The sequence below is a fragment of the Streptomyces sp. AK08-02 genome (assembly GCF_033795085.1).
In the GTDB taxonomy this organism is placed as follows: domain Bacteria; phylum Actinomycetota; class Actinomycetes; order Streptomycetales; family Streptomycetaceae; genus Streptomyces; species Streptomyces echiniscabiei.
Genome location: NZ_JARAZV010000010.1, coordinates 234537 through 253894 on the forward strand (window position 1 = coordinate 234537; position 19358 = coordinate 253894).

At 68.9% G+C, this 19358-nt stretch carries 17 protein-coding genes and 1 tRNA gene; 5 read left to right on the forward strand and 13 right to left on the reverse strand.

From position 1 onward, the window contains the following. Window positions 1–218: 218 nt before the first annotated feature. A tRNA-Val gene (locus tag PV734_RS22255) sits at window positions 219–293 on the reverse strand. Window positions 294–514: 221 nt separating this feature from the next. On the opposite strand from PV734_RS22255, the gene PV734_RS22260 reads away from it, so the two are divergent. Then, the gene (locus PV734_RS22260; protein WP_319093147.1) at window positions 515–1312 is read left to right on the forward strand and encodes a DUF4097 family beta strand repeat-containing protein; all 798 of its coding nucleotides are present in this window, start codon (window positions 515–517) and stop codon (window positions 1310–1312) included. A gap of 144 nt (window positions 1313–1456) precedes the next feature. Then, window positions 1457–2887, forward strand: coding sequence for a hypothetical protein (locus PV734_RS22265; RefSeq protein ID WP_319291214.1), 1431 nt, complete (start codon window positions 1457–1459; stop codon window positions 2885–2887). Between the two features lie 106 nt (window positions 2888–2993). Here the strand turns inward: PV734_RS22265 and PV734_RS22270 are convergent, their stop codons facing one another. The 3 genes from PV734_RS22270 to PV734_RS22280 form a co-directional block, all read right to left on the reverse strand. Continuing rightward, window positions 2994–4187 carry an amidase domain-containing protein gene (locus tag PV734_RS22270; RefSeq protein ID WP_319093149.1) on the reverse strand — a complete coding sequence of 398 codons (1194 nt, stop codon included), beginning with the start codon at window positions 4185–4187 and terminating at the stop codon, window positions 2994–2996. A gap of 152 nt (window positions 4188–4339) precedes the next feature. Next, the gene (locus PV734_RS22275; RefSeq protein WP_319093150.1) at window positions 4340–5635 is read right to left on the reverse strand and encodes a hypothetical protein; all 1296 of its coding nucleotides are present in this window, start codon (window positions 5633–5635) and stop codon (window positions 4340–4342) included. A 45-nt stretch (window positions 5636–5680) separates the two neighbouring features. After that, window positions 5681–7615 carry a transglycosylase domain-containing protein gene (locus tag PV734_RS22280; RefSeq protein ID WP_415924245.1) on the reverse strand — a complete coding sequence of 645 codons (1935 nt, stop codon included), beginning with the start codon at window positions 7613–7615 and terminating at the stop codon, window positions 5681–5683. A 368-nt stretch (window positions 7616–7983) separates the two neighbouring features. On the opposite strand from PV734_RS22280, the gene PV734_RS22285 reads away from it, so the two are divergent. Together PV734_RS22285 and PV734_RS22290 are read left to right on the forward strand one after the other, a co-directional pair. Then, the gene (locus PV734_RS22285; RefSeq protein ID WP_319093152.1) at window positions 7984–8205 is read left to right on the forward strand and encodes a zinc ribbon domain-containing protein; all 222 of its coding nucleotides are present in this window, start codon (window positions 7984–7986) and stop codon (window positions 8203–8205) included. Between the two features lie 81 nt (window positions 8206–8286). Then, window positions 8287–8982, forward strand: a complete 696-nt coding sequence (locus PV734_RS22290; RefSeq protein WP_319291217.1) for a DedA family protein — start codon at window positions 8287–8289, stop codon at window positions 8980–8982. A gap of 90 nt (window positions 8983–9072) precedes the next feature. Here PV734_RS22290 and PV734_RS22295 read toward each other — a convergent pair whose 3' ends face one another. The 3 genes from PV734_RS22295 to PV734_RS22305 are packed head-to-tail and all read right to left on the reverse strand — an operon-like array spanning window position 9073 to window position 13578. Next, window positions 9073–9879, reverse strand: coding sequence for an HAD family hydrolase (locus tag PV734_RS22295; protein ID WP_319093154.1), 807 nt, complete (start codon window positions 9877–9879; stop codon window positions 9073–9075). Next, the gene (locus tag PV734_RS22300) at window positions 9876–12359 is read right to left on the reverse strand and encodes a phosphoribosyltransferase (RefSeq protein ID WP_319291219.1); all 2484 of its coding nucleotides are present in this window, start codon (window positions 12357–12359) and stop codon (window positions 9876–9878) included. Before PV734_RS22300 ends, PV734_RS22295 begins: the two co-directional genes overlap by 4 nt. Before the next feature lie 46 nt (window positions 12360–12405). Then, on the reverse strand, window positions 12406–13578 hold the full coding sequence (locus PV734_RS22305) for an HpcH/HpaI aldolase/citrate lyase family protein (protein WP_319093157.1): 1173 nt from the start codon (window positions 13576–13578) through the stop codon (window positions 12406–12408). Between the two features lie 195 nt (window positions 13579–13773). On the opposite strand from PV734_RS22305, the gene PV734_RS22310 reads away from it, so the two are divergent. Continuing rightward, window positions 13774–14553, forward strand: a complete 780-nt coding sequence (locus tag PV734_RS22310; RefSeq protein WP_319093158.1) for a TerD family protein — start codon at window positions 13774–13776, stop codon at window positions 14551–14553. Between the two features lie 65 nt (window positions 14554–14618). Here PV734_RS22310 and PV734_RS22315 read toward each other — a convergent pair whose 3' ends face one another. The 6 genes from PV734_RS22315 to PV734_RS22340 all read right to left on the reverse strand — a co-directional run bounded on the left by PV734_RS22315 (window position 14619) and on the right by PV734_RS22340 (window position 19161). Further along, a complete protein-coding gene (locus PV734_RS22315) occupies window positions 14619–15356 on the reverse strand; it encodes a Tellurium resistance (RefSeq protein WP_319093159.1) in 738 nt (245 codons plus the stop codon). Window positions 15357–15495: 139 nt separating this feature from the next. Further along, the gene (locus PV734_RS22320; protein WP_319093160.1) at window positions 15496–16644 is read right to left on the reverse strand and encodes a DUF475 domain-containing protein; all 1149 of its coding nucleotides are present in this window, start codon (window positions 16642–16644) and stop codon (window positions 15496–15498) included. Window positions 16645–16694: 50 nt separating this feature from the next. Then, window positions 16695–17270 (reverse strand): TerD family protein, encoded by a 576-nt coding sequence (locus PV734_RS22325; RefSeq protein ID WP_319093161.1) that lies wholly within the window; start codon window positions 17268–17270, stop codon window positions 16695–16697. Between the two features lie 102 nt (window positions 17271–17372). Further along, window positions 17373–17948, reverse strand: a complete 576-nt coding sequence (locus PV734_RS22330) for a TerD family protein (RefSeq protein ID WP_319093162.1) — start codon at window positions 17946–17948, stop codon at window positions 17373–17375. 124 nt (window positions 17949–18072) lie between these two features. Beyond that, window positions 18073–18531, reverse strand: coding sequence for a peroxiredoxin (locus PV734_RS22335; RefSeq protein ID WP_319093163.1), 459 nt, complete (start codon window positions 18529–18531; stop codon window positions 18073–18075). A gap of 192 nt (window positions 18532–18723) precedes the next feature. After that, the gene (locus PV734_RS22340) at window positions 18724–19161 is read right to left on the reverse strand and encodes a DUF3052 domain-containing protein (RefSeq protein ID WP_235479451.1); all 438 of its coding nucleotides are present in this window, start codon (window positions 19159–19161) and stop codon (window positions 18724–18726) included. Window positions 19162–19358 lie beyond the last annotated feature (197 nt).

Below are 19358 nucleotides of genomic sequence, written 5' to 3' on the forward strand. Positions count from 1 at the left end.
CGCCCGCCAAGGTCCTGGGGTCGGGTCCGGCAACAAGGTGTACGCGCACGGCACGTATCCGTGGAGGCTCCGCATGGAGAACATCCGACGACGAGACCCGCCAGGAGTGCCTGACCATCGGCCACATCCCCGAGACCGTGGACTCCTGGTGGACCTCGATCACGGGAGAGGCCTCCCGGGGAACATCCCCAAGAGGCCTCTGACGTGCCAACTGATCCTGGTGGGCGCGGACGGTTTCGAACCGCCGACATCCGCCTTGTAAGGGCGGCGCTCTACCACTGAGCTACGCGCCCAGGACGAGTCGTCAGCCTACATTGCCCGAGGCCCTGCCCCGCAAACCCGTATCCGCCCCGGAGATCCCGGTGCCGGATTCGGGGGTTTTCCCCACCGTGGATCGGGGAGCGACCCGGATGCCCCGGCGGGCGCCGGATCCGTACGGTCGAAGAGTGTCGCAGGTCCGGCTCCACCGATCGCCGATCACCGGTCCCGCGTTCGCCTCAGGGGGAGAAGGACCATGGCCCGATCAGCATTTCCGCGCACCCGCACCGGCAGTCGCACGCGTGTCGTCGCCGTCACCGGCGTCGTGGCCGCGCTCGTCGCCACCGCCTCCGCCTGTTCCTCCGCCGGGGACGACAAGGATCCGGAGCACCGTTCCTTCGCCCTGCAAGGGCGCACACTCACCGTCGACTCGAACGACTCGGGGCTCGACATCGTCGCCGCGGACTCGAACAGGTCGGGCCGGATAGAGGTCACTCGCTGGTTCTCCGGCTCCGTCACCTTCGGCAAGGATCCCAAGGTGACATGGTCGATGGAGGACGACCGGCTCAAGCTGCGGGTGAAGTGCTCGGGCGTGGTCGCCGACTGCTCCGCCAAGCACCGGATCGAGGTACCACGCGGTGTCTCCGTCGTCGTGCGGAACGGGGACGGAAGCGTCACGGCCCACGGCTTCGACCAGGCCCTCGACATCCGCTCCGGGGACGGCTCGGTCACCGTCGAGGACGCCACCGGCCCGCTGAGGCTGTCCACCGACGACGGTTCGATCCGCGCCCTCGGTGTGCGCTCCCAGCAGGTGCGGGCGCACTCCGAGGACGGCTCGGTGCGGCTCGAACTCGCCTCCGTGCCGGACCTCGTCGAGTCGAGCAGCGACGACGGTTCACTCACCATCGAGCTGCCCCGCGAGAGCTACCGCGTGACGGCGGACTCCGACGACGGTTCGGTGAAGGTGTCCGTGCCGCGCGACAGGCACAGCTCGCACGTGGTGTCGGCGAAGACGAAGGACGGGAGCATACGGGTGCGTTCCGCCGGGGAGTGAGCCCCGCGGCGGCCCGGTGCGCGGTTGGCGCCCGACCCGATCCGTGAGTCGGTACGCGCAGCGCGAACCGACCGGCCCGTGTGTTCGTCCATAACCGGTGGGAGAATGAACCGGGCAGGGCAGATCACAGCACGGGAGAGGAATGTGACGGCGATTACTTCTGAGCCGTACACGCCGATTGCGCCGGGCGCGCACCAGTCGCCTCACCGTTCGCCGCACCGCCCACCCGAGCGCTCTCGCACCGGCCTGCGTGCCGCCGCCCTGGACGCCCTGACGCTCGTACTGCTCCCGCTGCCGCTGCTCGTCGCCCTGCCCGCCGCCTTCGCCGGTGGCGGTACGCGGCGGTGGTTCGGTGGGCGGGCCGAGAGCCAGCGCGCCGAGGCGCAGGCCGCGAAGGACGCCGCCGCCGCCGCTTTCTACGAACTGGACACCGCCCAGCGGGATCTGCGGATCTCGATAGAGACCATCAAGGCCGTCGACGACACCCCCGCCGCCCGGCGCGCCGTCGCCGACTTCGAGGGGCTCGGGCTCCGGATCGACGAGGCCAGCGGGCAGTACATCACCGCCATCGACGCCCATGACCTCGACCGCGACGACCTGGAGGCGTCGGCAGCCACCCGCGCCCGGTCCGAGCTGACCCGGGCCAAGGAGGAGCTGGGGCGGGTCAAGAAGGACCTGGACCGCTTCGCGGAGGGGCTCGGACCACTGCTCGGCAAGGCCGAGACGCAGTTGGCCCGGCTCGCGCCCGCCGTGGAGCGCGCCCGCCAGGCGCTGCTGGCCGCTTCCAACGCCCTGGACGCGGCCCGGGGATCGGGGCTGCGGGCGGACGATCTGGCCGCCCGGCTCGCCGCTCTCGGGCCCGAGCTGACCCGGCTCAACCAGGGCGCCGGGCAGCACGGGGTGCCGGAGACGCTGGAGCGGGCCGAGAAGGTGGCGCGCGAGGCGGAGGCGGTCCGGGCGGAGGCGGAGCGGCTGCCCGAGCGGGCGGCGGAGATCGACCACCGGCTGGTGTCCCTGCGTACCCGTGCCGAGGCGCTGACCACCCGGTCGGGGCAGGTGCAGCCGCTGCTGAGCGAGCTGCGCAGACGGTTCTCGGCGGAGTGCTGGCAGGACCTCCAGCACGTACCGGAGCAGGCCACGGACCACGTACGGCAGGCCGAGGCGAAGCTCAAGGAGGCGCAGGCCGCTCGGGACGCCCAGCGCTGGCCGGACGCGACGGCGCTGCTGTCGACGGTGCGGGCGCTGCTGAACACCACCGACGAGGCGGTGTCGGCGGCGGGAGACCGGCTGCGGCGGCTGAACGCCGTGCAGAAGGACCCGCAGGGCGAGATCGACCGGACGCGCTTCGCGATCCGGGACGCGCAGCGGCTGGCGATGTCGGGGCGCAACACCCCGGAGCCGAGGCACGCCCGGCCGCTGGACGAGTCGGTGGCCCGGCTGGACCGGGCGATCGCCACGTTGGAGGGCCGCCACCCCGACTACTGGCACTTCCTGACGGAGACGGAGGCCGTGCGGCACACGGTGGCCGACGTGGTGTCCCGGATCCGCGAGGAGCGCGGTATGACGCCCCACTGAGCGCGGGCGCACCCTTCAGCGGGGCGGAGGGGTGAAGGGGCGGAATGACCGGGGTCCCGTCCGCTCCGGCCCCGGGAAGGGACCGAAGCGGGCGGGACCGGGGTGATCAGGTGCGGTAGGCGTAGTAGTAGGCGTTCGGTTCCGACGCGATGATGCTCGCCACCGACCTGCGGTAGGTGTTGGCGGAGTGGTAGGTCAGGTACGGCACGCCCTGGGCGCTGCGGTACGTGACGATCATCGTGTGGTCCTTGGACCCGTCCCGCTCGAAGTCCATCTGGAGGACGTCGCCGACGTCCAGCTGGTAGACGTACGCGAGGCTGGTGGTGCGCTTCGAGTTCTGGGCGAACCAGGACCACTCGTTGACGCCGACGAAGGAGTCCGACTGGATGTCGGCGTTGCCGAACCACTTGGTGTAGTCGTACACGTAGCCGGGCGCGTGCTTCCATCCGCCGGCCTTCAGGGACTGGCTGACGAAGTTGGTGCAGTCGCCGCCGGCGCCGTGCCCGTTGAAGTTCGGGTAGTCCGGGTTGTAGGTGCTCCAGTACTTCTCCGCGTACGTGGCCATGGCCTTGTAGTCGTAGGCGCCGGTGGTGAGGTTCTTGACGTTCGCCGGTGTCGTGCGGGTGGTGGCCGCGCGGGGGGCGTTGGGCATGGTGTCGTCGGCCACCGTGCCGACCTTGGTCCTGACGGACGGCTTGGCCGGCTGGTTCACGGCGACGTCGGCCGCCGCGTCGGTGTTCCGGATGCCCGTCAGCTGCCAGTGGCCGCGCGCGTCGGCGGTGAACGTCAGCGCGTGGTGGGCCTGGAAGCCGGTGGTCCCCGGCTCGTCGCCGCGGACCTTCTGGTAGGTCAGGGTCGTGGTCTCGGTGACCTCGACCTCGGCCTTGGCGCCCTTGAGGCGGGTGCTGTTCAGGGTGACGACGGTGTTGGCCCTGCTGTACTTCTCGCCGAGCGCCGCGAGGCGGTCCTTGCGCTGGTCCAGCGAGGACAGGGCGGCGTTCTCGCTGCGGGCAAGCGCGGCGGAGAGTTTGACGTCGCCGGAGAAGCCGCCCGTCAGCGGCTTCTTCCGGTTGCCCTGCGGGCCGTCGACCAGCGCGTCCGTACGGTCGGTGAGGACCGCGTCGGCGAGGCGCTGGAAGGTGGCCCTGGTCTGCTGGTCCACGATCGGGGCGGCGGAGCGCGCGGTCGCCGCGCTCGCGCTTCCGGCCGGCAGCAGCGCCGCTCCCGCGGCGACCGACGCAGCGGCCGCGACGACTATGGCGGCGCGGCTGCGCGTACGGCCCATGTTCCTTGACTTCACGTATGTTTCCCCTCTTGCCCCGGCGATGGGGGATGCCGGGTTGTGGAATTTTCGCATGCCATGTGAAGCTCCCGTGAACGGGGATACCCTTTACTGGCAAGGGAGTTGACGAATCGTCAGATAACGGCGGTCACTTCGGTCGCTTCACCCGGTCACTTGACGACGGTCGACCAGTCCGGCGACTGCGCCGGGTCCAGGGCGCGCAGCCGCTCCAGCGTCGCCGGGGTCTGCACGTCGAGCCAGTCGGCGAGTTCCTTGAAGGAGACGCACTTGACGTCCTTCTTCGCGCACACGTTCGCCATGACCTCGTCGACGGCCTTCATGTAGATGCCCCCGTTCCACTCCTCGAAGTGGTTGCCGATGAACAGCGGGGCACGGCTGCCGTAGTACACCCGGTCGAAGCCGGCCTTGTAGGCGTCGACGGTCTCCTGCTGCCAGCGCGGGTAGTTGGCGGGAGCCCCGTCGGTCTCGCCGTCCGACTGGTTGTAGAGGAAGTTGAAGTCCATGGACAGGCCCTGGTAGTCGCCGCCCTCGTACGGAAGCATCTGCAGCGGGAAGTCCCAGATGCCGTTCTTCTTCTTCGGCCAGATCTGGAAGTCGCCGGCGGAACTCGCGTCGTAGCGCCAGCCGTAGCTCTTGGCGGCCTTCAGCAGGTTCGCCTGGCCCTCCAGACAGGGGGCACGCCCGCCGGTGACCTCCTTCTTGAAGTCGAACGGCAGCGGGGCGAGGTCGGTGTAGCCGGTGTTCGTCTTCCACTTCTGCACGAAGGAGTAGAACTGGTCGATCTCGCTCTTCCACTCCGCGACGCTCCAGTCGCCGCCGCCCTTCTCGCCGCAGAAGTGGCCGTTGAAGTGGGTGCCGATCTCGTTGCCCTCCTGCCACGCCCTGCCGAGCTGGTCCAGGGTGGTGCGGATGTGGTCGTCGGTGGCGTAGCTGATCGCCGCCGACCCCTTGGCGTGCCGCGGGGGCTGGTAGAGGTCCGCCTTCCCCTTGGGCAGCAGGTAGATGCCGGTGAGGAAGTACGTCATGTGGGCGCCGTACTTCGCGGACATCTCCCGGTAGTGCTCGAAGAGTTCGTCGTCCCCGGCCAGGGCGCCGTCCCAGGAGAAGACGACGAACTGGGGAGGTATCTCACCGGGCTTGAGCGGAACCGGCTTCAACCGGCCCTGCTGCGGGCCGGTGTACGAGGTGGAACCGTCCCCGATGACCTTGGTCCGGCCGTCCCAGGCCGGTTCACCGGTCGCCTGCGCGGGGGCGTTCACGGTTTCCCCCGATCCCACGGCGGCGGTCGGTGCGGTGCGGTCGGGGCGTCCCAGCGTCAGATAGCCGGCGGTGAGGGACGCGAGGGTCAGTGACGCGACGACGAGGTACGCCGCGATCCGCGGCCGGTAGTTGACAGGGGGAGCCGCTGCCGGGGCCTTGCGACGGCGGCCCGACGCTTGTCTCATGTGCTGCTCATTTCGAGGGGGGTGAGTTCTTGCCCCGTCCGGTGGTCAGCCGAGCGGGCTCATGGCACCCGACCAGATGCCGTACGGAACGCTGTCGTCGGCGGTGCCGGCGAGGCCCTTCAACGGCAGCGGTTCGAGGCTCTTGGTCAGGTCGATGCGGTAGACGACGACCGCCGTGGACACGAACTTGTTCGTGCCGACGAACCAGGAGGCGGTGTCGTCCTGCGTGGTCCCCGCCTTCCCGGCCACCTTCCCGTCGGCGGACGCGGCGGCGGCGGGGTGGTCGGTGCGGAAGGCGTCCGTGAGCGCCGAGGTGACCTCCTCGGCCACGTCGGCGCCGATCGCGCGGGTCAGGGTGGGGGTGCGCAGGGCGAGGCCGGCGCCGTTGCGGGTGACCTTGCGCACCGAGTACGGCTCGGTGCGCCTGCCACCGGCGATGAACGTGGTGTAGCCGCCGGCCATACGGATCGCGCTGGGCGTGGAGGTGCCCGTCGACAGCGCGGGCACCTGTGGCCCGATGCTGGCGGGCAGCAGGCCGGCGGCCTCGGCGGTCGCGCGGACGTTGTCCAGGCCGGTGTCCATGCCGAGCTGCATGAACGGCGTGTTCACCGACAGTTCCAGAGCCCGGCGCAGGGAGATCTGCCCGTAGGACCGGTCGCCGTCGTTGCTGGCGGAGACCTTCTTGCCGCTGCGGTCCCAGTAGGGCCCCTCGGGCGTGGTCACCGGCACGTCGTCGTCACCGTCGTACAGGGACTCCCCCGTGACACGTGTCGCCTCGTCGAAGCGGCTCTCGTGGACACCGTGTTCCAGGCCGGCGGCGTAGACGAACGGCAGGAAGGCCGAACCGGCGGGGACGGTGGTGGAGTTGGACTCGTTGTAGCCCTGCGTACGGTGGTCGGGGCCGCCGTAGACGGCGAGGATCCGGCCGTCGGCGGTCACCGAGGCGGCGCCGTAGTGGGCGGTCTTCGCGGCGGTCGGATCGTCCTTCAGCGCCCGCTTGCGGGCCTTGGCCACGGATTCGGCGAGCTTGCGCTCCCGCTCGCGGTCGAACGTCGTGTAGACCTGGTAGCCGCCGAGGTCGAAGTCCTTGTCGGAGATCCCCCCGGCCTTCTTGGCGTACTGCGAGGCGACTTCCACCAGGTAGTCGGTCTGCTCACCGGTGTCGTACAGCGGGTTGCTCTTCAGCGGCTCGGGGAACTTCGTGTACGTGGCCCGCTCGGCCTTCGTCAGTTCGCCGATGTCGACCATCCGGTCCAGGGTCCAGGACCAGCGATCGACGGCGCGGGCCCGGTTGGCGCTGCTCAGCGTCGGGTCGTACAGGCCGGCACCCTTGAGGAGGGAGGCGAGGAACGCGCCCTCACCGGCGTCGAGTTCACTGACGTCCTTGCCGTAGTAGGCCTGTGCGGCGCGCTGGATGCCGTAGCAGCCGCGGCCGAACCAGCTGGTGTTGAGGTAGCCCTCAAGGATGTCGTCCTTGCTCATCCGGTTGTCGAGCTTGAGGGAGATCATCGCCTCGGTGAACTTGCGGCTGATCGTCTGGTTCTGGTTGAGATAGACGTTTTTGACATATTGCTGGGTGATGGTGGATCCACCCTGGGTGTCGCCCTGGCCGACGGTACGGAAAAGGGCGCGACTGATGCCCTTGAGGGAAATGCCGGAATCGCTGTAAAAACTCGCGTTCTCGGCGGCGAGCACCGCCCAGCGGACATCCTCCGGGATGTCCTTCAGCGGCATCGCCTGCCGCTGGACCCAGCCGGTGCGCGCCATGGGCGTACCGTCCGCCCAGAAGTACACATTGTCCTGTTGGGTGGCGTACGTATTGAGGTTGTCGGGAATGTCGGTGGCCGCATAGGCGACGCCGAGGAGCAGGGCGCTCAGCCCCACCGACACCGACACACCGCCCAGCCACTGGCGCCAGGAGGGTATCCAGCGCCGCCAGCCGGTGCGACCGGGTCGCGGGTACTTCGGCGCGTGGGCCACGACGAGGGACCGGACGCGGGCGAGAAGCAGGGAAAGGGATACTCGGCGGGCTTTACGAGCTAATCGGACTTCACGCCTGTTTCCCGGTGCGGCGCTTCCCGGTACGGACGATTCCCGCCCGCCGTCGGGAATGTCCAGATCTGCTATCCGGAATTGCAGAGTGGCGTCCGATTCATCCGACTTCTGGGTCACGACACACCCCTCCGCACTCCGTGCAAGACCTGAATTCCCCGACCTCACGACTCATCGCGGCGTACACAAATTACCAGCGACCTTCGCAGCTTCTCCACATGGGGAATGAACGACAAGGATCGGCCTCGAAACCATCGGGCTCCGCACGGCGGCCAATTGGGGACTAACCTGTCCGCATGCCTCGCTACGAGTACCGCTGCCGCACCTGCGGCGACACGTTCGAACTGAGCCGCCCGATGGCCGAGTCGGCCGCCCCCGCGGACTGCCCCGCCGGCCATGACGACACCGTGAAGCTCCTGTCGACGGTCGCCGTCGGTGGCTCGGCGTCCGCGCAGGCCTCGGCCCCGCGTGCGAGCGGCGGCGGAGGCGGTTGCTGCGGCGGTGGCTGCTGCGGCTGAGGGCCTGCCCGTAGGGGAAGTGCGGTGCCCGCGCGGGGACGGTTCAGGGTCTCTTCAGGTTGGGTTTCCTAGCCTGGCGGTATGACTGCCACGACGGCCGCACCCCAGTGGGTCACCGACCTCATGGACACGCTGGGCGCCCCCGGCGCGGGCCTCGCCATCGCGTTGGAGAACCTCTTCCCGCCGCTGCCGAGCGAGGTGATCCTGCCGCTCGCCGGTTTCGCGGCGAGCACCGGGCAGATGAGCCTGATCTCCGCGCTGCTGTGGACCACCGCGGGCTCGGTCGTCGGCGCGCTCGCCCTGTACGGGGTCGGCGCGCTGCTCGGCCGTGACCGCACCGTCGCCATCGCCGGCCGGCTGCCGCTGGTCAGGGTGGCGGACATCGAGAAGACCGAGGCGTGGTTCCTGCGGCACGGTACGAAGGCGGTGTTCTTCGGGCGGATGATCCCCGTGTTCCGCAGCCTGATCTCCGTACCGGCCGGCGTCGAACGCATGCCCCTGCCCGTCTTCCTCGGCCTCACCACCCTCGGCAGCGCCCTGTGGAACACCGCCTTCGTGTGCGCGGGCTATCTGCTGGGCGACAACTGGACCGAGGTCACGACGGTCGTCACCGCGTACTCGAAGGTGGTGCTGGCCGCAGCGGCCCTGGCCCTGGCAGCCTTCGTCACGGTACGCGTCAAACGCCACTCACGGGAGCGCCCCGAAGGGGCGCGGGGAACTGCGCGACCAGCCACGACGGCGCCGCAGCGACCCGACAACCCCTCCCGGCACCCCTAGGGCCTGTCGTCACATTCCCGCCTGCCAGGCGACGCCATGCACGCCCTCCGGGCGGACGACGGGAATGTGACGACAGGCCCTAGCAGCGCGCTACCGCACTTCCCGAAGGAACTCCCGAAGAATCCGCTCCCCCGCAGCAACCCCCCGTTCGGGAAGCGCGACAACCGTACCGGCCACCCACTCCGTCTCCGCCAGCTCTCCGTGCCCCGGCCGCCAGCCCCGATCCGCGGCAAGAAGCAGATCCGCGTCGAGAAGAGAGTCACCGGCGGCGAGAGTGAGCGTCGCCCCACAACGACGCGCGACCTCGCGCATCGCCGCGCTCTTGGTGAGCGGCTTCGGCACGGCGTAGATCTTGCGGCCCTGGAGGGACACGGTCCAGCCGCGCACCTCCGCCCAGACGGCGAGTTCCTTCACCCACTCCTCGGGGAGCAGTTCACGCTCGACGACGAGGTAGGCGAAGAAGTCCTCGGCGATCCGGTGCTTGCGCACCCAGAGCGGGTCGGCGGTGGTGGCGAGATGGTCCCGGACCTCGTCCAGGGAGGCACACTCGTCCGCGAGCCGTGCCTGGACCCGCGCGTGCCAGTCCTGGTCGGCGACGCCGTCGACCAGGATGTGGCCGCCGTTCGCACAGATCGCGTACTTCGATGCCGGGCCGGGCAGGTTGATGCGCTGGTACTGCTTGCGGGTCCGGGTCGTCGTCGGCACGAAGACGGCCGCGTCACCGAGTTCGGTGAGCAGCGCGGCGGCCGTCTCCGTCATGTACGACAGCGGCCGGGTCTCGTGCACCTCGACGCAGAGCAGCCGGGGCGCGCGGGCGTCCGGCATGGTCAGCGCGAGGGCCGCGGCGGAGTAGATGAGCGTTCGGTCGAGATCGCTGGCGACCAGGACGGGACTCATACCGACACCGCCTTGCCGTCGGCGCCGGTCGCGCCCCGCGTGTACTGGGGGTGGATCAACCCCACGCAGGTGTACGGGAGTTCGGCGACCTCCTCGACGGGTACGCCCCGCTGCTCGGCGAGCAGGCGGACATGGTCGAGGTCGGCGCCCGCTCCGGCGCGGGCCAGGATCTTCCAGGGGACGCGGCGCAGCAGCACCCGGGTGGTCTCGCCGACGCCGGGCTTGACGAGGTTCACGTCGTGGATCTCGTACTCCTCGCTGATCCGCTCGACGGCCGCCCAGCCCTCCCAGGTCGGAGCGCGGTCGGCGGCGAGCAGTTCCTTCACCGTGCTGTCGACGGCGTCCCCGACCTCGGGGAAGCGGGCGGCGACGGCGTCGAGGAAGTCGACCGAGACGTCGGCGCCGGCGAGCTCGCGGTAGAACTTGGCGCCGTGGAAGTCGTTCGGGCCAACCAGGTCGGCGCGCAGGACGGTCCGCGAAATGAGCCCGGACACCGTGGAGTTGAGGCAGGCGGACGGGATGAGGAAGTCCTCGCGGGTGCCGTACGTCCGGACGCAGGAGCCCGGGTCGGCCAGGACCGCGATCTCCGGGTCGAAGCCGGTGATGCCGTCGGAGGCCTCGAACTCCTTGATGGCGTCGGTGAGTTCGCGGGTGATGGCGCCCTTGCCGGTCCAGCCGTCGACGAACACGACGTCGGCGGGGTCGTGGTGGGCGGCCAGCCAGCGCAGCGCGTTGGCGTCGATGCCCCGGCCCCGGACGATCGACACGGCGTAGTGGGGCAGTTCGAGCCCGTGCCGGTGCTGGGCCCAGCGGCGCATGAGCACGCCGACGGGCGTTCCGGCCCGGGCCAGTGAGACGAGTACCGGACGTGGCGACCGCTCGGCGAGCACCAACTCCGTTACGGCGCCCACGGCTTGGGCGATGCGGGCGGCGGAGGTGTCGAGGGCGGCGCGGAACAGCTCCTGGTACTGGTCGCTGGGCTGGTACTCGACCGGCAGCGACTCGGCGTAGTGGGCGCCGCCCGCCTGGATCGCCTCCTCGCGCTCCTCGGTGGGCGCCTCCAGGCTGACGTCCGAGAGGTCCCGCAGCAGCCAGCCGACCTCGTCCGGTGGATACGAGGAGAACGCGGGTCCGCGGAGGGGCTCGGGCAGCATGCGGGGCCTTTCGGGTACGTGCGGGGGTGCGGGTACGTACGAGGGGACGACGGCGAGCACGACGTTCGCCGTGTGCGCGGCGAGGGCGGCCAACAGGCCGTCGGGGGCATGCAGTTCGGGCGTGTCGGCGGTGGAGTCCACGACCACGACGACGGCGTCGAAGCCGCCGCCCGCCACGTTGTAGGTGTAGCGCTCGCCGGGGCCGTCGGCCGGGTCGTCGTGGGCCGGGAAGACGAGGCGGCTACGGATCGCGTACCCCGGGTCGTCCACGGCGAGGACGGGTGAGCGGGTTGTCGTCGAGTAGCGGACCTCGACGCCCTCTGTCACCTGCTCCAGCTCTCGGGCGAGGCGGAGGGGGGCGTACATCAGCTCCTCGAAACCGAGAACGAGGATGCGGTGCGCGTCCGCTGGGAGGGCTTCGGCGAGCCTTGCCGCCATCGCGGGCAGCGCGCTCTCCAGGCGTATTCGGTGACCGGGGGTGAAGCCGTGTCGGCCGCCGTCCGGCAGTCGTGCGGGCCAGCGCAGTTCGATTCGAGTGGAGCGGTTGTGTGGCGGGTGCGGGTCCGTGGGCGCTGGTCGCGCAGTTCCCCGCGCCCCCAGGGAGGGACTCTCGAACTCGGCTACCAGTTGCTGGCCCTTCTCCAGGACCCCTTCAGGCAGGTGCACGGTGCCGCTTGCCGCTGCCACCAGGTCCACCTGGGCGCCGATCTCCCGGGCGAACTCGTCCAGGCGGCCGGCGTCCGCCGCCGAGCGCATGTCCACCAGGGCGACTATGACGTACCGCTCGCGCGGGTAGCGCTCGTGCAGGGCTCGGATGGTGTTGAGGACCGTGTTCCCGGTGGAGAACTCGTCGTCGACGAGGACCAGCGGGCCGGGGCCGGCCAGCAGCGCGGGGTTCTCCGGGAGGAGGAGGTGGGAGGTGGCGTGCGAGTGGGACTCCTCGAAGCCGCCCGCCCGGGCGACGCCGTCGACCGGGCGCCGGGTGGAGTGGAGGTAGGGCGCCAGGCCCAAGCCGTCGGCGACGCAGTGACCGAGCCCGGTGGCCGTCTCGGCATACCCGAGGACGACGGCACGCCGCGACTCGTCGACGCCCAGCAGCTCACGGACGCGCTCCCCCAGGGCGAAGCCGTGGCCGTAGACGACGGCGGGCGACTGCGGGACGTGCTTGCCGAGCACGTTCGAGACCAGCAGGTGCGCCCGCTTGGGGTTGCGCCGCAGGGCCAGGCCGAGCAGCTCACGCAGCTCGTCGCCGCCGACCAGCTCGACCCCGAGCCGCTCGGCGACCCAGGTGCCGGACCAGACCCCGTTGTGCACAGCGTTGTTCATGAGTCCCTAATGAAATGGATGGTGGATCGAGGGGAGGACGGGCGGGTCAGTCGGGGATACCGGCGGTGAGCAGTTCCACGAAGCCGATGTCCTCGTTGGCGACGCCGAAGACCTCGGCGCGCAGCAGGGTCCGCTCGGCCCAGGCTCGGTGCGGCTTCACCTCGTTCATCTTGTTCGTGTACGCCGACCTCAGGACACCTCCGCCGCAGCGCTCGGGCCGCAGGATGTCCTGCGCGTCGCTGAACTCCTCGTGGCTGACCACGGACAGGGTGTGCACGGGCAGTACGTGCGAGGGGTGGATGCAGGTCTTGCCGAGCAGCCCGTTGGCCTGGTCGAGGCTGATCTCGCGGAGCAGTCCGTCCATGGCGTGCTCGATCAGCGTCTCACGCAGTTCCTCGGCCTGGCCGTCCAGGAAGGGGCTGCGGCGCAGCTGTGGCTTGAACATGCGCTCCTGGACCCGGAAGTACTCCCAGACGGGCCCGGTGACGGTGAACCCGGTCCCGTCGGCCCGCCCCATCATGTTGACGACGTCGGCGATGACGGAGGCGACGACGTGGACGTCGTACGCGGTCATGTCCGGGGCTCGGCGCAGCCCGTACGAGGAGCAGAAGTCGGTGACGCCGAGGCGCAGGGCGAGGACGCGGTCGCGGTACTTGTCGACGGCGCGGGAGATGCCCTCCAGGGTCTCTACGCGCGTCTCCCGGTACATCAGCTCGGGGGATTCGAGCACCGGCATGCCGAACAGCCGGTGTCCGCTCGCGGCCTCGGCGTCGGCGAGGGCCTCCAGGAACGGCATCCCGCGTTCTTCGGTGAACTTCGGCATCACGAACCCGGAGAGCAGCCGGGCGGTGGACCCGAGCCGTCGTACGAGGTCGGGGATCTGTTCGGGTGTACGGACCCGGATGAACAGCAGCGGCAGCCCGGTGGCGGCGTCGGGGCGTTCGGCGAGCACGCCGAACTCCCGCACCAGGTTCTCCTCGGCGTCCGCGACCTCCGAGTCGTCGATCGAGTCCTCCAGGCACAGGACCATCGAGACGACACCGCGGGCGACCTGCTTGACGATGGCGTCGGCGAGGCGCGGGCGCGTGGCCGGGCTGTACAGAGTGGCGCCCAGGGCCGTGGCGAGCAGCCGGGCCGAGGAGTCGGCGGTGAACTCGCACGGCTCCTGATGGAACAGGCGCTGCCGTACCTCAGGGGCGATGTGCCCGAAATGACGCATGAGACTCCCCCGTGGCGGGTGGACGGCTGGTCGAGTGGTGATCGAGAGTCGGTCGAGTGTTGATGGGTGGCCGGTAATAGTACGTAGGGATCCATGTCGAGGGTTCCCACCGAGAATGAAGTTCAGGTAACGCGGACACGCAGAACCGATGCCCCCGCGTTGTCGTGACCAGGACCGAGAAGGCAGGATGACCGCATGACGCACGCCATGCTGAAGGGGTCGAACGTCCCGGTCGAAGCCACGACGGTGCGCGCCGTGCTGCGCTGGACGCCTGGACAGGGAGTTCCGGATGTCGATGCCTCGGCGCTGCTCCTCGGCCCCGACGGTCGTGTGCGCTCCGACGAGGACTTCGTCTTCTACAACCAGCCCCGGCACCCTTCGGGCAAGGTCTGGCGGCTCGGCAAGAAACGAGTGGCCGAGGGTCTGACCGACACGATCCAGACGGATCTGGCCGGTGTCGAGTCGGGAGTCGGTCAGATTCTGCTGGTCGCCTCGGCGGACGGCGTCGCCTTCGCCCGCGTACGGTCCCTGCGTATCGTGCTGTACGACGGTGCCGTCTCGGACGGCGAACCGCTGGCGTACTTCGACGTGAAGCCGGAGACGGGCGAGGAGACGGCGCTGATCTGCGGCGAACTGTACCGACGCGGAGACGGCTGGAAGTTCCGCGCCCTGGGCGAGGGCTACTCGAACGGCCTGGAGGGCCTGGCGACGGACTTCGGTATCTCAGTGGAGGACCAGCCGGCCGAGGAACCGTTCCCGGACACCACGAACGCCCCGCCCACGGACCCCTCGGCGGCCACTACAGTCCAGCATCCGCCGACCCTCCCTCCGCAGTCGGCCTACGGCTACCCCCAGCCCGCAAGCCCGAACACGACCCAACCGGCGTACGGGTACCCCCAACCGGTGGGAACATCCCCGGGCCCCTCCCCCGACTTCCACCTACCACCCCAGGGCCCACAGTTCATCGGCCGGTAGGACAGGCGCCCTTCAGGGGCGCGGGGAACTGCGCGACAAGCCACAACGAACCGGCACCCAACCGGTCAGCGCTCCGCCTTGGTCTTGTATCCGCGCCCCCACTGCAGCCCCCACCCGTACAACCGATCAAGCTCCGCCTGGAACCCGTAGACGAACTTGACCTCCCGCTGGACGATCAACTCGTTCTTCACGTTCTCGATCAGCACCACCGCACACGAGCGGGCCTGCGAGTGCCGCTCGTCGAGGCCTATCTCGATCCGCGGCCCGTTGCTCGGGTAGAGCGTCACGATCGCGTGGGTCCGGTCGAACGCCGGTGTCTGGTCGTAGATGTACACGAACACCAGCAGCCGCTTGATCTCGTCCCGGTGATCGAGATTGACGTACGCCGTCTCACCCGACGCCGACCCGAACCGGTCGTCGCCGCTGAGCTTGACGTAGGGCGGTACGTTCGTCTCGCCCAGGAAGCCGCCCAGGGGCTGTACGACGCCCTTGGTGCCGTCGGTCAGCTCGTACAGGATGCCCAGGTCGAGGTCGACGTTCACCATGCTCTGGGTGTGGCCCTTGACCTCCTCGGGCCGCAGGGCCTGGAAGGGGTGTCGCCACAGGCTCTGCCGCTTCGGGCCGCCGATGTCCGACGTCCGCATCCGCCAGGACAGGTTGATGCGCAGATGGCCGGTGGCCGCGCCCTGCCTGGTGAGCGAGACCCGCTGGTGCCGCTTGGTCAGCTCGATGGAGTTGCTCGCTGCGCTGCCGGCGTCGAAGTCCGTCGTACGGCCGCGCCACAGGTCGTCCCAGAAACTCATCCCGTCCCCACCCGTCCAGTCCCCGCACATTCGTCCAGGCCGTCGGCCGCCGGTCCACCGCCCGCAAAGCAGCGGGACGGCCGACGAGGACGATTCCTCGTAGCCGCCCCGCTCTGAGCGTTCCTCACACCGGAGGTTGTCACACCCCGGACGAGACCTCAGTCTTGTCGTCCGAGGCCGTCGCTTTTCCCTCTGCCGCCGCCAGTTTGGTGTTGCGGCGCACGGAGGACCAGAAGGACCAGGCGATCAGGACGACGCCCACCAGGCCGGTGATGACCTCGTGGATCTGGTACTGGATGGTGACGAGCAGGATGCCGGCGAGGGCGCCGATCGCGTAGTGCGCGCCGTGCTCCAGGTAGACGTAGTCGTCGAGGGTGCCCTGACGGACGAGGTAGACCGTCAGCGAACGGACGTACATCGCGCCGATTCCGAGGCCCAGGGCCATCAGCACGATGTCGTTGGTGACGGCGAAGGCGCCGATGACACCGTCGAAGGAGAAGGACGCGTCGAGCACTTCGAGGTAGAGGAACATGAAGAACGCGGCCTGGCCGGCGAGGACGATGGCCGGCTTCTTCTTGCCGGTGCGTTCGGCCTCTTCCTCCTCCTCGTGTTCGCGCTCCTCCTCTTCTTCGAGTTTGTCCTCGAAGTAGCCGGAGAGACCGCCGACGATCATGTAGGTGATCAGACCGGCGATGCCGGAGATGAGGACCGTCTGCGCCTTGTCGACGTGGGCGCCACCGTGCTGGTGGGCGTTGGTCGCGAAGGTCATGGCGGAGATCATGAGCACGATCAGGGCGATGCAGACCGACAGCATGTCGACCTTGCCCAGCTTGGCGAGCGGGCGTTCCAGCCAGCCGAGCCACTTGATGTCCCGGTCCTCGAAGATGAAGTCGAGGAAGATCATCAACAGGAACATGCCACCGAAGGCGGCGATCGCCGGGTGGGCGTCGGTGACCAGTTGCTGGTAGTGGTCCTTGTTGTTGAGCGCGAGGTCGACGGCGTCGATCGGACCGATCTTGGCACTGATGGCCACGATGACGACGGGGAAGACGAGTCGCATACCGAAGACGGCGATGAGGACACCGACGGTGAGGAAGATCTTCTGCCAGAAGGCACTCATCTTCTTCAGGATGCCGGCGTTGACCACAGCGTTGTCGAAGGACAGCGAGATCTCGAGGATGGAGAGGATCGCCACGATGCCGAAGCCGGTCCACCCCCCGTAGAAGACCGCCGCGACCAGGCCGATCGCGGTGACCGCGAACGACCAGCCGAAGGTTTTCAGAATCACTGGCTACCCAATCGTGTGTTTACGGGTCTCCCCCGCTGCCGTACTCGGCTTTACGAAACGTTGACTCCGAAGTCTAGAGCGATGCCCCGGAGACCCGACGCGTACCCCTGACCAACTGCACGGAACTTCCACTCGCCCTGGTAGCGGTACAGCTCTCCGAAGATCATGGCGGTCTCCGTCGACGCGTCCTCGCTCAGGTCGTAGCGCGCCAGTTCCTGACCGTCGGCCTGGTTGACGACCCGGATGAAGGCGTTGCTGACCTGGCCGAAGGTCTGACCACGGTTGTCCGCGTCATGGATCGAGACCGGAAAGATGATCTTGTCGCAGTCGGCCCGCACCTTGGGGAGGTCGACGATCAGCGACTCGTCGTCACCTTCACCCTCACCGGTGAGGTTGTCCCCCGTGTGTTCGACCGAACCGTCGGGGCTCTTGAGCTGGTTGTAGAAGACGAACCACTCGTCGCCCAGCACCCGCCCGCCCCCGCACAGCAGCGCGCTGGCGTCGAGGTCGAAGGGTGCGCCGGTGGTGGAACGCGCGTCCCAGCCGAGCCCGACCAACACCTGGGTGAGGTTCGGTGCGGCTTTGGAGAGGGAGACATTGCCCCCCTTGGCAAGCGTGACGCCCATGTTGCTGGTCCTCCCCGAGGTCATACGGAACAGATGTGCCGAGCGCGTCCGGCGCCGCACCAGAAGTGCGACGCCGGACGAGAGAACCGGAAGTAGCCCGGCTCAGACGTTCACGCCGAAGTCCTGCGCGATGCCGCGCAGGCCGGAGGCGTAACCCTGGCCGATGGCGCGGAACTTCCACTCCGTGCCGTGCCGATACAGCTCGCCGAAGACCATGGCCGTCTCCGTCGAGGCGTCCTCGGAGAGGTCGTAGCGAGCGAGTTCGGCCTCGCCCGCCTGGTTCACCACGCGGATGTACGCGTTGCGGACCTGGCCGAAGGACTGCTGGCGGGTCTCGGCGTCGTAGATCGAGACCGGGAACACGATCTTGTCGATGTCGGCCGGGACAGCCGCGAGGTTGACCTTGATCTGCTCGTCGTCCCCGTCGCCCTCACCCGTGGTGTTGTCACCGGTGTGCTCGACGGAGCCGTCCGGGCTCTTGAGGTTGTTGAAGAACACGAAGTTGGCGTCGGAACTGACCTTACCCTCCGCGTTCGTCAGGATCGCGCTGGCGTCGAGGTCGAAGTCGGTGCCCGTCGTGGAACGGGCGTCCCACCCCAGACCGACGATGACCGCGGTGAGGCCGGGGGCCTCCTTGGTCAGCGATACGTTGCCGCCCTTGCTGAGGCTGACTCCCACGAGTCCTCCATTGGTGTCTCGTCTGCCGTCCAGGGGCGGTGTGCCCCGTCGTGCGCCTGTATCGGATCAACGTGTCGATCCTAGTGACGGGTTCCCGCCCCTCGCAGGGCTTGGAACCGAAGAATCACAGGGTGTCGAGGGCCTTCACGTACTCGTTCAGGTCACGCGCGTCCGGCAGGCCGTTGACGACGGTCCACCGCACGACGCCCTCCTTGTCGAGGATGAAGGTCCCGCGCACCGCGCAACCCTTGTCCTCGTCGAAGACGCCGTACGCCCGCGAAATGTTGCCGTGTGGCCAGAAGTCGGACAGGAGGGGGTATTCGAAGCCCTCCTGCTCGCCGAAGACGCGCAGGGTGTGGATGGAGTCGTTGGAGACCGCGAGCACCTGGGTGTCCCGGTCGGAGAACCTCGGCAGGTTGTCCCGCAGGTCGCAGAGTTCACCGGTGCACACGCCGGTGAAGGCGAAGGGGTAGAAGAGCAGCACCACGTTCTTCGCGCCGCGGAAGTCCGAGAGCCGCACGGTGGCGCCGTGGTTGTCCTTGAGCTCGAAGTCCGGAGCCTTGTCGCCGACCTCGATCGCCATGTTCCTGCATCCCTTCGGTGGGCTGTTCGGGTGAGAACACCCTAGTGACCACCCACCGAGGGCCGTATCAGCCGGTCCGGGTTCCCCCTCCGGGGAGATCGCGGACGAGGCCGTTCAGGCCGGAGCGGGGGTCCGGGGGCGACACCCCCCGGACCCCCGCTCCGGCACACGGTCACTGCCTACTGCTTCGACCTACTTCTTCGACTTCGCCGCCTTGGGCGTCGCCAGACGACTCCCACTCCAGTCCTTGCCCACGCTGACGCTCTTCGTCGCCGACAGACCCGCCGTCGTCGCGGCTTCAGAGATGTCGCTCGGCTCGACGTAGCCGTCACGGCCCGTCTTCGGCGTGAGGAGCAGGATGGCGCCGCCTTCTTCGATGTAGGTGGTGGCGTCCACCAGTGCATCGGTCAGGTCGCCGTCCTCGTCGCGGAACCAGAGCACCACGGCATCTGCGACGTCGTCGTACTCCTCGTCAACGAGATCGCTGCCGATGACTTCCTCAATGGCCTCGCGGAGCTCCTGGTCGACGTCGTCGTCGTAGCCGATCTCCTGGACCACCTGCTCGGGCTGGAACCCCAGCCTTGCGGCAGGGTTAGTCCGCTCCTCCGCGTGGTCCGCGGTCGCGCTCACGGGTTGCCTCCTGATCATGTTTCGAGAAATGTGCAGCCACGCGCGTGCGCGAAGCATTGGCCGTAGTCCACACGGGCGGGACGGATCGCGCAAGTACCCGGCCGTCGAGACCGCCGAAACGGTGACGATCCTGGCGGTGTCGCCGCAACTACTGACAGCGACTCCCGGGAACTAGTGACGCGCACCACACCATTCTG